Annotated in this window: 12 protein-coding genes; 5 read left to right on the top strand and 7 right to left on the bottom strand. The window is 37.9% G+C overall.

Going from position 1 to position 14,272, the window contains the following annotated elements; genetic code table 11:
- Position 1 precedes the first annotated feature (1 nt).
- The 3 genes from ACJROX_RS07210 to ACJROX_RS07200 form a co-directional block, all read right to left on the bottom strand.
- Positions 2–2,047: a hydantoinase/oxoprolinase family protein gene (locus ACJROX_RS07210; protein WP_408010068.1), complete on the bottom strand. Its 2,046-nt coding sequence runs from the start codon at positions 2,045–2,047 to the stop codon at positions 2–4.
- A 21-nt stretch (positions 2,048–2,068) separates the two neighbouring features.
- Positions 2,069–2,611, bottom strand: a complete 543-nt coding sequence (locus ACJROX_RS07205) for a helix-turn-helix domain-containing protein (protein WP_408010067.1) — start codon at positions 2,609–2,611, stop codon at positions 2,069–2,071.
- 362 nt (positions 2,612–2,973) lie between these two features.
- Entirely contained in the window at positions 2,974–3,912 is a 939-nt protein-coding gene (locus ACJROX_RS07200) for a helix-turn-helix transcriptional regulator (RefSeq protein ID WP_408010066.1), read from the bottom strand.
- An 86-nt stretch (positions 3,913–3,998) separates the two neighbouring features.
- Between ACJROX_RS07200 and ACJROX_RS07195 the strand changes: the two genes are divergently transcribed.
- On the top strand, positions 3,999–4,442 hold the full coding sequence (locus tag ACJROX_RS07195) for a VOC family protein (RefSeq protein WP_408010065.1): 444 nt from the start codon (positions 3,999–4,001) through the stop codon (positions 4,440–4,442).
- A gap of 327 nt (positions 4,443–4,769) precedes the next feature.
- A complete protein-coding gene (locus ACJROX_RS07190; RefSeq protein WP_408010064.1) occupies positions 4,770–5,612 on the top strand; it encodes an alpha/beta fold hydrolase in 843 nt (280 codons plus the stop codon).
- Between the two features lie 147 nt (positions 5,613–5,759).
- On the opposite strand, the gene ACJROX_RS07185 is transcribed toward ACJROX_RS07190, so the two are convergent.
- On the bottom strand, positions 5,760–6,317 hold the full coding sequence (locus tag ACJROX_RS07185; protein WP_408010063.1) for an isochorismatase family protein: 558 nt from the start codon (positions 6,315–6,317) through the stop codon (positions 5,760–5,762).
- Positions 6,318–6,869: 552 nt separating this feature from the next.
- Here ACJROX_RS07185 and ACJROX_RS07180 point away from each other — a divergent pair.
- From ACJROX_RS07180 to ACJROX_RS07170, 3 genes are read left to right on the top strand one after another with little or no spacing between them, the layout of a single operon-like run.
- Positions 6,870–8,453 (top strand): spore germination protein, encoded by a 1,584-nt coding sequence (locus tag ACJROX_RS07180; RefSeq protein WP_408010062.1) that lies wholly within the window; start codon positions 6,870–6,872, stop codon positions 8,451–8,453.
- Positions 8,450–9,556 carry an endospore germination permease gene (locus ACJROX_RS07175; RefSeq protein ID WP_408010061.1) on the top strand — a complete coding sequence of 369 codons (1,107 nt, stop codon included), beginning with the start codon at positions 8,450–8,452 and terminating at the stop codon, positions 9,554–9,556. Before ACJROX_RS07180 ends, ACJROX_RS07175 begins: the two co-directional genes overlap by 4 nt.
- Positions 9,549–10,748, top strand: a complete 1,200-nt coding sequence (locus ACJROX_RS07170; RefSeq protein WP_408010060.1) for a Ger(x)C family spore germination protein — start codon at positions 9,549–9,551, stop codon at positions 10,746–10,748. The genes ACJROX_RS07175 and ACJROX_RS07170 overlap by 8 nt, the downstream gene beginning before the upstream one ends.
- Positions 10,749–11,625: 877 nt before the next feature.
- Here ACJROX_RS07170 and ACJROX_RS07165 read toward each other — a convergent pair.
- The 3 genes from ACJROX_RS07165 to ACJROX_RS07155 all read right to left on the bottom strand — a co-directional run bounded on the left by ACJROX_RS07165 (position 11,626) and on the right by ACJROX_RS07155 (position 14,172).
- Positions 11,626–12,039 (bottom strand): hypothetical protein, encoded by a 414-nt coding sequence (locus ACJROX_RS07165; RefSeq protein WP_408010059.1) that lies wholly within the window; start codon positions 12,037–12,039, stop codon positions 11,626–11,628.
- Between the two features lie 590 nt (positions 12,040–12,629).
- Positions 12,630–13,274: a sulfotransferase family 2 domain-containing protein gene (locus ACJROX_RS07160; RefSeq protein WP_408010058.1), complete on the bottom strand. Its 645-nt coding sequence runs from the start codon at positions 13,272–13,274 to the stop codon at positions 12,630–12,632.
- A gap of 301 nt (positions 13,275–13,575) precedes the next feature.
- Positions 13,576–14,172 (bottom strand): DJ-1/PfpI family protein, encoded by a 597-nt coding sequence (locus ACJROX_RS07155; RefSeq protein ID WP_408010057.1) that lies wholly within the window; start codon positions 14,170–14,172, stop codon positions 13,576–13,578.
- Between the last annotated feature and the right edge of the window lie 100 nt (positions 14,173–14,272).

The following is a 14,272-nucleotide window of genomic DNA, read 5'->3' as shown; positions in this document are numbered from 1 at the left end:
CTTACTCCACCCCCGTATCGATGATTAAGTTTCCATACACGTCCACTGTCAATGTCTGGCCAGGATATAAGACAGTTGTAGCTGAAGCTTCTTCGATGATCGCTGGTCCTTCTACCTCCATATCTGGAGAAAGCAACTCACGATGGAACACATCGGTTGCTAACCAGCCTTCTTCTTCATAAAACACATTACGGACTTCTTTCAGGGCAGATTCCAAGTTGTCATTGGAACGTTCAAGCTTTTGGAGCTCGGGTTTTTTGACTCTTCCGAATGCTGTCAGATGAAGATTGACGATTTCAGTCGGCGAATCCACCAATTTGAAGGTGAAATTTTTTTCATGAAGATCATGGAACCGTCGGATGACTTCTTGGATCGATTCCTTTGTGAGATTTCCACCAGGAACAGGTACCTTCACTGTGTGCTCCTGACCGATATACCGCATATCTGCAAAGCGGGTGAACATGATCCGATCCGCCTCTACGCCTTCATCTTCATATTGCTTTGTCGCCTGGTTCTCCATTGTTGCCCACTCTTTATTCAATCCTTCTAAATCAACTTCATTCAATCGTTTGATGTATGTCTGGATATAATCGTGTCGCAGGTCGGTCATCAGCATTCCCCATGCAGAAAAGACGGATGATGCGACAGGGACTACGACTTTCTTGACACCCAGGTCCTTTGCGAGTGCTGGTGCATGCATGGAACCCCCGCCACCAAATGCCACCAGTGTAAATTCCCTTGGATTGTATCCTTTACGGACTGAAATCAGCTTCAAGGCGTTCAGCATATTCGAGTTGGCAATGCGGATGATCCCGAGGGCTCCTTCCTCTGTTGATAATCTAAACCGCTTCGATACTTTTTCATCGATCGACTTTTTGACATGGTCGAGATCAACCTTGTAATCGAAGTTTTCAGGAGATAAACGGCCAGTGATCAAGTTAGCATCTGTCGTTGTAGGTTCTGTCCCGCCTTGTCCATAGGCGACAGGACCAGGAACTGCCCCTGCTGATTGCGGCCCTACCTTAAGCGACCCACCTTCATCGATCCATGCGATGGAACCTCCGCCGTTACCGATTTCAACGATGTCAACTACTGGAACTTTGATCGGATAGCCTGCGCTACGTTGATTTTTTTCAATATAATAGTCAGTGGAAACCTTGACTTCTCCTTTATTGATCAGTGAACATTTTGCCGTCGTCCCACCGATGTCGAACGCGATGATGTTCTCTTCCCCGATCATTTCTCCGAGGACAGCAGAACCATAAATGCCTGCAACAGGACCTGATTCAACCATATTGATCGGTGTCTCTTTCGCTTGATCGAAGGTTGTCGTTCCACCATTCGACTGCATGATGTAATTGTGGCTATCAGCATCGTTCTCAAGAAGCTTCGTGTTAAGCCGATCCACATATGAAGCTGCTGTCGGCTTGACATAGGAGTTCAGCACCGCGGTACTTGTCCGCTCAAACTCCCGCCATTCCTTCGTAACCTCATGTGAAGCCGTTACTGCAACTTCTGGCCAGAGCTCTTTGATCAACTTGACCGTTTCTTTTTCATGCAGTGGATTGTTGTATGCATGCAAATAAGCGACGGCGATCGCTTCTACGCCTTCCTTTTGAAAGTAACGGACGACTTCCTTTACTTGGTCTTTATCAAGGGAAGTAATGACATTCCCGTTATGGTCAAGTCGTTCATCAACTTCTTTTCTCAAGTAGCGATCGACGAAAGGTGTTGGTTTTTGATAACGTACGTTGAACAAGTCCGGCCTGTTCCCCCTTGCGATTTCCAAGACATCGCGGAACCCTTTTGTTGTGATCAGGCCTGTTTTTGCACCTTTTCGTTCTGTCAATGCATTGATGATTACAGTCGTACCATGGATGAACGTTTTGATGGCTTTCTGGTCGATTCCACTTTTTTCGATGACATCCATTACACCTTTTTCAAAGTTTGGTGGGGTCGTATGGGTCTTGGCAATTCCAACTTTCCCATTTTGGTCTACATAAACTAGGTCTGTGAAAGTCCCTCCAATATCCGTTGCTACTCTCATAATGACCACCTTTCTTCTCGATTAGAAAATGTTAGGAGTTAAAACACATAGAATGGTAGATTCCTCATTTAAGGGATTTTCCCAGAAGTGAGGCATAGTTGAAGGAAAATGAATGGATTCACCCTCCCTTACGAAGTATTCTTTTCCATCCACGTTGAATAGGACAGCTCCACTGATTACATAATAGAATTCCTCCCCAGGGTGGCTTGATGTTTGTGTTTGGACCTGCTTTGGCGATAGTGTCACCATCAGCGGTTCCAAGGATCGGTTGGCGAATTCCCCGTTCAATCGTATATAAGTTGCTGGAGACCCCTCGATTTTGAAAGGTTTCCTACTTTCCTTTTTTACGATGTAATTGTAATTCGTTTCGGTCTCAAAAAATTCCGTGATGGGAACATCGAATGCATCTGCAATTTTCTTCAAAGACGTAATTGCAAGCGAAGATGAGCCACGTTCTACTTGAGATAGAAAGCTGACGGACAGGTCCGTTTTCTTGCTCAAATCCTTCAGGGTATACCCGTTCTTTCTACGAAGATCTTTTATTTTTTTATAAATTTCATCCATAACATACGTCCTTTCAATGCAACAAAAAAATTCTAATTATACAGTAAGTAATTGAAGTAATACTAAACTTTTTATCATCTTACCATAAAGATTTTTGAATTGAAAGAATATTTTATAAATTTGTTTTATTTCAAAATTTTTGCGTTCAAATGTTCTTATTTCTTATTACAAAAGACGCAATTCCAATTAAGGAGTTGCGTCCCAATAAAAACAGTAACTACTTTATTTAGCCAATAATTATATAAAGGTTTCTTTCGTCCTCTTAAGAGCAAATAAGCTTCCTTTGCTTCCCAGATCCGTTATATCCCTCACAGAGTACTTGAGTTTTCATACTTCAAGTTTCAACAATTCGGTATCACTTTTTATAAATGTTGAATCATATCTAAATAATATTCTTTCAAACGGTCTTTTAGCGAAGCTGGCTCAATGATCCGTATGGATTTACCGAAACTAGCCATGTATTGAATAATGAAATTCGATTCCTTAGGCTCATAAGTCCCCACCAAATACAACTTTTCATCTTCTTCTACCACTTTCATGGAAGGGAATTTTTGTCGTTTGAATTTTTCTACGCCTGTTACCGTAATCGAACATTTAAAGCGGATCGCCTTTTCAGTAGGTTTCCAGAGAGTATGTACGTTTTGAATGTTTATATCTTTTAGATCTTCAAGTGGTTTATGATCTGATTCTTCCAATGATTGAATACGATCACAGCGAAATACCCGATAAGCTCTTTTATCTAGATCATACGCTTGGCAGTACCAATATCCATTCATTGCATAAATTGAGATCGGTTGGATTGAACGATTCGTCGTTTTGCTAGGTGTTATATAGATGATATTTAAAACCTTATTCTGAGTTGCTGCTAATAAAATTCCTTCAAGCTGGGGGCATTCATACATTTGTTCAGTATGATAGAATGCTACTCTCTGTTGAAGGCTCTCAATTTGCTCGCAGTGCCTCTGTGAAATCTCCTGTAAAAACTTCTCATGAATGGAACGATATGATATTTGAAATGGAGTACTTGCAAAACTTTTCAACGCCTGCATGGCAAAATATAATGCAAATACCTCCTGACTTGTGAAAAAAACTGGTGGTAAAGTAATCGAATTCAGCAACCGATATCCTCCAAAACGTCCATGTTCTGCATAGAGAGGGGCACCCATTTCCTCCAATGATGAAATATCACGGAGCGCTGTCCGTTTTGAAATTTGAAATTCATACATTAAATCTTTTAATGTGAATGATTGCTTCTGATTGATGAATCGTAACATTTCATTTAAGCGTTCTGCTTTTTTCATAAAAATCTCCTTTAAAGGTGCCAAGTATTGTCACCTTATTTTTATATACTATAAACGTAAGGCATATTCACAAAGGAGGCAATACTATGAACTTCGAAGTCATTCCATTTCTATCGTTGAATGGGAAAGGTGCTACAGCTATTGAATTTTATGAACAGAATTTAGGTGCAAAGGTTTTATTTAAGAAAACGTATAAAGAGATGAAAGAAATGGACCAGCAGTTTAGTTATGAAGAAGGGCAGGACGATTATATTACACATTCTGTCTTGCAAGTCGGTCAAGACAAAATCATGATTGCTGAAGAAGCAATGGATCCTACACGTCCTTGGCAATTAGGCAATAGCTCATCGTTATGTATTCAATCTACGGATTTCTCCATGATCAAGTCCATCTATCAGAAACTGATTCAACATCATGACGTTGAAATCCTCACACCATTTGCACAAAATTCCTTTAGCACTGGATATGGCATTGTGCGGGATCCATTCGGAATCGTCATACAACTGACTGTAACCAGGCACGATTTTTAATTGAAGTATAACTTCTGCTACGTAAATATAACTATAGAACGACTCCGATAATTGTTCATGATGGAACAAAGGCATACCCATTTTAAGGAGTACGCTTTTTTTTCTATCATGGAGCGACTTATACTATTTAAACAACCCTTAAATTTAGGAATAAGAGGAAGTTTCCTGTTTAATAGAAAAAAATAAGGTTTCTCTGATAGAACTTTAAAGGGATGCTTTATCATGATTATCAAGTGGATACGACTAAGATCATTTAAGCAGGCCAATTATGCTCCTGAAAAACCTTAATAGATGAGATTAGAAATAAATAGACGGAGGAGAAAAAGCATGAATGAACAGATCCTGAAAATAAATGAAGTGGCTATTTGTACTGAGAGTTTTGGAAATCCCAACGACCCTGCTGTCCTTTTAATCATGGGTGCAATGTCTTCATTAGATTGGTGGGATGAAGACTTCTGTTTCCGCCTCGCTGATCAGGGAAGATTCGTTATCCGATATGACCATAGGGATCTGGGACGATCGACTACTTATGATACAGGTTCTTCAAATTATACAATAACTGACCTGGCTGATGATGCTGCAAGTATCCTCGATGCTTATTCTATAAAGCAGACCCATATCGTTGGAATGTCTATGGGCGGTATGATCGGCCAGATTCTTGCCTTGAGGTATCCGGAGAAGGTATTGACACTTACGTTGATTGCATCAAGTGTGTTCGGAAAGGAAATGGAAAAACTACCTCCTATGGATGAGAAAATTCTGGACCACCATGCGCAGAGTGCATCTATAGATTGGTTGAATCGGGAGGCTGTCATCACCTATCTTGCCGATGGGTGGAAAACATTAGCTGGCTCCAATACTTATGAGGAAGAAAGAATGTATAAACTGGCAGAAAGAGAGGTTGATCGTGCCAAACAGCTGCCGAGCAGATTCAATCATGCGATGCTGCAAGGCGGAGAAGCCTATTACGATAGAATGGGAGAGATCAGCGTACCTGTCCTCGTTATACATGGTACTGAAGATCCAGCCCTGCCATACGAACACGGCCTCGTCCTAGTGAAATCCATCCCTCATGCTGAATTAGTACCTCTTGAGGGATCAGGGCACGAAATTCATAGTGAAGACTGGGACCAAATTATAGATTCAATTGTAAAGCTAAGCAGTCGATAATAGAATATGGGTTTTTTTACAAGATACCCTTTCATATGAATACAGTGTTCTGCTTAAAGTGGTTGGCTTAATTTAAATGGTTTTGGTATTAAAAGCAATAACGACTCGTCGATTTGACGAGTCGTTTGATCATCCGTTTATTTCAATTCACCTATATGAATCATGGGTTGGATGAAACAAGTCTTCCTCTGCATTTCTGACAATTGAAAAGTGTTCAATATTGTTATGACCGTGTAGAGTTTCATTATGGTGCTTTATAATTTGTTCTGCAGTTAAAACCTTATTGTCCGTTGTTGAATGTCCATCAGCGACTAATGTAACATCAAAACCACTGATAGTCGCTGTTCTGACTGCACTATCTATACAGTGCTGTGTAGCACATCCCATAATTACAACATGTTCAATTTCTTGTGATTGTAAATGGTTTAGAAGTCCTGTACCGTGAAAGGAATTCGTTGCAGTTTTGTCGATGATTTTTGCCTCCATGGGTATATTAATATCATCGTGTATTAAAAATCCTCTACCTTTACCTTCTGCAACATCAAGATCCCTTATAAAGACAACCGGAACATTCGATTCACTTGCTTTTCCAACCACTAAGTTGATATTCCTTATAAGTTGTTCTTTTTTAAAAACCGCACTTTCTTCTTGATCCCCATCAATTAATTCGTTTTGGGCATCAATGATTAACAATACTTGATTCACATAATTTTCCCCTTTCAAAGGTGGGGAAACGCTATAAAATTATTTATTTAGACGTATTCCCCTTAGTATTTTTATTTTTCATGTAAATATATTTTTTGATTGTCATAATATCTACCTCCAATACACAATATTGTCTATAAATTAGTATTTATAATTTTTAGACAATTAAAACTTAACACAAATTCTTTTAAAATGATACTACTACTTCAACGTCAATAATAAGATTACTTTTGTTCGGTTATAGTTCCAAAATAAATATAAGGTTTTTCACCACTAATCCCGCTCCATAGCACACTACAAATACTTGTTTTAATCCATTTCCGTTTACTATCACTATTTTTTCAAATCACCCTAAACTTATTGATTCATTCTCGTACACTTCAGCATTCTCTATAAAAGATGCATGTGGGTAGGGATATTTACCAAAAATTTAATTACACGGGTAATATAGAACATCTTGGTAAAAATAAACCTATCGAACTTAAAGGAGATTAGCATCTGTAATAAATCATAATCAGCTATTCAGTAGAATTTTTAGAGGAGGATGAAGTTTTGGTTCGGAATCCCTTTTTCAAGATAAATAGAAGACGAAAAAATAACCTTAGAAAGCCTGCACAACAGGAGCGTGATGACTTTTCAAATGAATTATTCACAGAAATTGATGCAAATCTCCTTAATATTAAAAAGCTTTTGGATGAGCCCAGTGATCTGATTATCAGGGAATTTAAGATTGGAAACACAGATCATCGCTGTGCAGTTGTTTATTTAGCAGGATTAACTGACAAAATGTTAATCAATAATCATGTCATTAAAAATATCCAAAACGCATTAGAAGAAAGTGAAAATGAATCTTATCGTGCGATTGATCTTATCAATCAGCTTCATAACAAGGTTCTATCAGTCGGGAAAGTTGAAATAGCCATCTCACTCGATAAGGTATCGAATGCTTTACTTTCTGGGGATACAGTGCTTATCGTTAATGGTATAGACCACGCTATAACCATAGAAAGCAAGGAATGGAAAGATCGAGCAATTGAAGAGCCGACCTCTGAGGCATTGATCAGGGGACCGAGAGATGGATTTGTTGAAAATATACAGACAAACATCGTCCTAATTCGACGTCGAATTCGTGATTCCAATTTAAGGATTAAATCCTATCAAATAGGAAGACGTTCAAAAAAAGATATTGTTGTAGCTTATATAGATGGCATTGTCAACCCACAGATTGTCAAGGTAGTGAATCAAAGGCTAAGATCCATTGACCTGGATGATGCCCAAGAATCAGGATTCATTGAGGAATGGATAGAAGATAATTTTTTGTCGCCATTTCCACAACTCTCACATACAGAAAGGCCGGATAAAGTAAGCGCAGACCTAATGCAAGGAAAAGTCGCTATATTATTAGATGGAACACCTTTTGTCCTTATAGCCCCATTTACGTTTGGAAATTCTCTTCAGTCGCCAGAGGATCACTATGAAAGATGGATTGTCGCATCATTGCTCCGTATATTGCGATATATCGGAGCGTTTATTGCCGTTTTTTTACCTTCTTTATATATAGCCCTCGTTTCCTTTCATCCAGGGTTAATTCCGTCCAAGTTGGCATTTTCCATCGCTGCTTCCAGGGAAGGTGTTCCTTTTCCAGCATTCATGGAGGCATTTTTAATGGAATTGACGATGGAATTATTACGGGAAGCTGGGATCCGTTTGCCTAAACCGATCGGGCAAACGATTGGGATTGTCGGCGGACTCGTTATTGGAGAAGCGGCGGTGGCTGCCGGTATCGTAAGTCCCATTATGGTTATTATCGTTGCGGTTACAGCTGTTTCTTCTTTTTCAATGCCTTCCTACAGTACAGCTTTTGCTTTTAGAATACTCCGATTCGGGTTTATGGGTGCAGCAGCGCTATTTGGCCTTTACGGAATTATATTAGGCTACATTATGGTAAATATCCACCTGGTAAATCTAAAAAGTTTTGGGGTTCCATATTCAACGCCCTTTGCCCCTGGTTTTTCTCAGGATTGGAAAGATCTTATCTTCAGGGCACCGATTACAGCACTTTCAAAACGGCCTGAATATTTACAGACAGAAGATACGGAACGAATTGGAATTACAAAGGGGAGGGAAACTCCATGAGACCCTTTGATTATGGAGATGAAAAAATCGGGGAAGTGGAAATCCTTTTCATTGTAGCTTCTTATATGATAGCAGTCGGAGTACTGACTCTTCCACGTCAGCTAGCAGGTACGACAGCCTTTTCGGATGGCTGGGTTTCACTGTTGATTGCAGGTTCCATCTCCACTTTCTTTATATGGATTATAATAAAATTGGCAGCCCGTTTTCCAAACCAGTCTTTTTTTACTTTCGCTTCTTCGATTTGTTCAAAACCTATCGCCATAGTCATCATGTTATGGTTTGCTGCTAACTATGTTACCATTGCTGCTTATGAAACGAGAGTCATTGCCATTATTGCGAAGCAGTATCTGTTTGATCGGACCCCTACAGAAATTATTGCTTTACTTTTTCTGATGGTTGTTGTTTATGCAGTTTCAGGAACCCGCGTGGGGATCATACGATTGAACATTCTGTTTTTGCCGATTATTCTTGTTATAGCCATATTATTGATGTTGTTGAATGTCCAATATTTTGAAACAAAAAATTTAGCCCCCGTTTTCACTACAAACTGGGAAGGATACTGGAAAGGTGCTAAAGAAAGTTTATTTGCTCTCAGCGGTTTCTCAGGGATCTTATTTTATATGAAATTCGTTAAAAGGCCCAAACAAGCGCCCAAATTTGCTATTTACGGAGTGTTTATTCCTATAGGCCTTTACCTTCTTTTATATTTGATGTCTATAGGAGTTTTCAATGCAGATACTACATCTACTCTTGTATATCCTACAATAGAATTGGCAAAAGAAGCAGAAGTACCAGGAGGCTTTTTAGGGCGTTTCGAGTCGTTGTTCTTTACGATATGGATCATGGCTATCTTCAATACGACTTCGCTGGCTTACGATGTAGCACTGATGGCTGTCTATTCCTTGTTTCAAAAGGCAAAAAAAATCACGATCATTTTTGCACTTACACCAATTATTTACCTTATTGCCATGTTTCCGCAGGATTTGACCGAGGTGGACGAATTATCAAAATACCTGAATATTTCGATTGCAGGATTATCGATTTTTCTTCCATCTGTTTTACTTCTACTTGCTAAAGTAAGGGGGATCAAGGGTATTGACTAAAACGAAACTTTACTTGATTGTTTTCATAGTGTTTCCATTCTTTCTAACGGGGTGTTGGGACCAGATAGAAATTGAAGACCGCGGGTTCATAATCGGGGTGGCAATCGATTTGTTCGAAGGTACAGAAGAGGAATCAGACGACCCGCAAGGTGAATATCAGTATAAAGGAACATGGCAATATGTTGTTCCAGGAGAATTTTCACAGGGGACCTCTGGACAAAGTGGTGGAGGGTCACAAAAACCTTATGATAATGTGTCTACGATAAGTGACAGTTTGCTTGTACAAGCGCGTAACCTGTCGGCAAACAAAAGCCGCCCGGCATTTGCAGAACATATGCAAGTAATCATTATATCTGATAAGTTGGCAAAAACCCAGGGGGCTTTCGAGAACATTCTTGATCTGTTTATACGGGATGATGAAATGCGGAGGGGAATGATTGTGATGATATCAGAAGGGGAAGCAAGTCCCATTTTGGACATGCCGGCAAGGCCTGAAAGTCTACCCGCGTTGAATATAAAATCCATTTCCGAAAATATAGGGAAAAATCCTAAAATACATCCACCGGTAAGGGTTGGTGCCGTTCACCAATATCTGATTGGTCAAAATAGCTTCACCATTCCGAAAGTAGCCATTGATGGTAAAGCAATCAGCATGACTGGTGCTGCTGTTTTTCAAGGAAACAACAATCAAATGATTGATTTTATTAGCGGAGACGTTACAGAAGGCCTCAATTTCATTACAGGGAAATATAAAGGGGGATTTATAAAAGCAAAAGTCAAGGATCAATTGGTGGTGTATGATGTAAGGAATGCTCGGAGTATTATTAACGTGGATGTAAAAAATAAAGAGAATATCCATTTCAATATTGAAATCCAAACAGAAGGTATTATCGGTGAATCCTTTGTACCCCTCGATTACTCAAATTCAAAAATGATAACAAAAGTCGAAAATGCCATTGAAAAAGAAGTTGAACGGAAAGTGTTGAAAACGATTCATACATTTCAAAAAGATCTAAAAGCTGATTCTCTTGGACTTGGTGGTCATTTGCAGGGAGAAGATCATAAAACATGGAATAGGATCAAACAAAACTGGGATCAAGGGGAACACTATTTTTCAAAAAGTACCATCAATGTTCAAGTTAAAGCTTTTGTACGAAATTCTGGAGCTGTAATTGAAAGTAGTGATCAATAGAAGGAGGATGGCTGAGGTGTGGGAGAAAATACTGGGTAGGTTTCCAACCAATTTAATTATCTATTCGACGATAGGATCGTTATTGATTCCTATGGTTATGTATAAACTCAACCAAAAGCTTCATAATTACGCAGACCCACCATGGAAGAAACATCATGGAAAAGAATAGTCTGATTAAAAGGGAATATATTCCCTTTTAATCAGTTGCAGGAAACCATATTAAGATGATACTACAACTTATTCACCTGTAAACTTACTTATCCTAGCTTCTAAAACTTCACCATTTCTTCTCTTTCACTCGCTCTATTACAGATTTTCCAAACGAGAAAGCCCATGAAGGTCTTTTAGACCGCCTTTAGGCTTGGGATGAAAGGGAGGTCAGATACGGAGTAGCTTTTGATGCTTCAAGTATCTGAAATATGGTATACTTTTCCTATAGACAAGCAAAAGTCTTTAAAACATTTCTCGTTCGTTGAAAATTAGATATAGTATAAGGTTGCATGAACGAATTCATTTCATGCGTAAAACTATATGTGTCGTCAAACACAAGACGCTAAAACACTTATACGAACTGTGATTGATGGTAAAAGTCAATCAGCCTAAGATGCTATATGCACTGTCTTAGGAGGGGTAATGAGATACCCTTATCTTGAAGGCTGTTCAAAACAGAAATGGACTACGAACGCTTAGCCATTCAAGAATCCCACCCGTTTCACCGTAAGGTGTAGGGCTTGCGGCTTTAGCCGTGGGAGTCTCAACTTAGCACCAATTATTTCAACTTATTGATTAATTTCCTAAAAAAAGAAACATACCTTATTTAGGATATGCCCTTTCAATGGAAGATCATTCTTAAATACCCAACTTGCACAGATCTGATTTAGTTCTTGATTAGTAGCTTATCCAACTCTCGGACTTGGTCGTATGACTCTAATAGTCGTTCGGGTACCACCTTTCTCCCATATTCCCAGGAATACTCATCTATTTTAGCACGAAGCTCTTCTTTTTGATCCTCCCCGCCATACAGCAATGTTCTTAAATCAATACGATTTTTTTCTAAATAATAACCGACCATACGGTAAACAAGGATTCTAACAAAGTTTTCCTCTGTCTCTTTAACTCTAATTTTACCTTTATAACCGTTAACTTGGAGATAATTGAATTTTATCGTATTTGTCGATAGGTTATAACTCATAGGTACGGTTAAAGTATTGTCAAACTCGCAATTTATATCCAAATTGAGCTCCTGTAATGTATTTTCAATGATCCTTTCAATATCCCAAATATAAAGCATCTGAAATTCCACTACCTTTCCCCGTCATGTTGATTTAGACAGCCTTATTATATGATTAAAATATGACATAAATTAAATATCGCTTCAATATTCAAGTTTCCATCCTGAATGTCCTCTTTTATTCAAAAATCCGGTGCAAAATGATTACCTTTTCAGGATAATACTCCTTTTTTTGAATAAAAATTGAGTTTCTAAGTCATTACTTACCTGAACAATTTTTTAAGGTGATATAACCTATTAAGATGAGCAAGTATCATCTAACAAATCCTCTACTACCAGGATTACTATTTTTTAAAACGTTGATGTTTTTCACTAGTAGACCAGAGGTGAAACACCTACAATGGTTTACATCCTTTTGTTATCAGGTGAAGCGTCCACTCATTATTGGATCTAACTAATTATTAATTTCAAAATAAGAAGCCTATCCTACCTCGGATAGACCCTCATTAGTTGAAGAAAGAATAAAGAATTTAAAGTATTACGCCTGAAAAATTCCCTTCTAACCCTTCATTCTGATTATCACATAAAAAGGTGACGATTAGTTAATATTTCAATCGTTTGGAAATCTGTATTATCAACTTTTATAAGTCTCAAAATGTGTAATTGAATAAATCAATCTCTTTTTTAAAATAATTTCGAATTACTTCTCTTTGATGCTTATTATATTGTGTACTATAATGTAGGCGGTTTTTCCTGAAGTTACCTTTCGCCCTTGGTAACCAACCATCAAAAGGAAGAGAAATCTTATCACAAATTGATTTCAAATCACTTTCTAAATTTTCATATTTCCCAAGGTAGTCAACTGCTGAATTGTTATTGATTGTATAGATAGGGAAGTTATAAGCATATTTATAGCCTTCCCGTTCCAAGAATTCATCAAAGTTTTCTTTTTTAGGGTCTTTTACAAGAAAATAATATAAAGAAATGACTTTGTCCCAAGGATTTCTTTCGAAGCAAAACTTATAATAAGAGTTCCAAATTTCCTCCCCTATCAAAGACTTAATTTTATTTGCAGAGTCGTGATTATGAAAATCAGTTTGACCAATATGGTAATTTTGTGGGTATTTCCCCAGTTTAGCTCTAATCTTCTCATCCTCAGCCATTATAGGTGTGATAATATCACTATCACCACAATACCTTGACAATGAAATTTCAATACTAGTCCCTGCCGTTTTTTTAGTTTTTAAAAAAATAAATTTATATTTATGTGATATTATCATTACTTTTATTTCCACTCCATCTTATATGAAAGATTTTCTTATATTTTATTTAGGATTTATTTATATAGGAACGGCGTTTTTCTTATATGAGGCTTTTGCAAAGTAAGCCTTTTAGATCTGATTTAATAGAAAGCTGCTTGGCAGAAAAACAAGTTCTGTCTTTCTTTTGGAGTAGAGTCCTTTTATGTCATATAATCACTGCTGAAAATTATCCAAAACACTCACGTAAAAAGGAAGCTCATTACTTCGGATAAGCTCCCTACGTATTATAAGGTCAGCCAGCTATTTCTGGGATTGCCCCCTTTTGAATAAATATCTAAAGGACAATATCATATTCCATTCTTTTCGCCGTTTCTTTAGCTGCTTCTGTGCATAATAATCGCTCCACAATATGAAATGACATATTAATACCTGCTGAAATACCGCCCGATGTAATTATATTTCCTTCATCGACGAATTTAACTCCATGTTGTACATCTACTTCAGGAAATTCTTTTTTTAGTCTTTCAAGGCTTGCCCAATGTGTTGTTGCTTTTTTATCTTTTAATAAACCTGCTTTTGCCAATAATAGGGCACCTGTACAAACGGAAGTCATTAGTTGTACGTTTTCTTTTTCATTTTTAATCCAATTTATTACATGATCATTATGTATTTCTCGCTCCCTAGCACCTAAACCACCAGGAATAATTAAAATATCGAATGGAGGCATATTATCAAAACTGAAGTCTGGTTGTACTTTTAAGCCATTTCGAGTACATATTAAGTTCCCTTTTTCTGATATTGTGTTAACAACAAACGGCTTATCACCATTTCTTAATGTTGTGACCGAAAAAACTTCGAACGGACCTGCGAAATCTAAAACTTCTACATCATCAAACAGAAAAATTCCTACTCTCCACTGCTTGGTATTCATTTCAATTCCCCCATTAAGTTTTATTTCCGAACATTTTACGATGATATCAGATTTCCACAATTCCCATAATCTCAAGTATGTAGGACCACCACTTAAACAG

Source organism: Pseudalkalibacillus sp. A8, assembly GCF_045920555.1.
Lineage (GTDB): Bacteria > Bacillota > Bacilli > Bacillales > Fictibacillaceae > Pseudalkalibacillus.
This window is presented reverse-complemented; position numbering and strand designations above follow the sequence as displayed.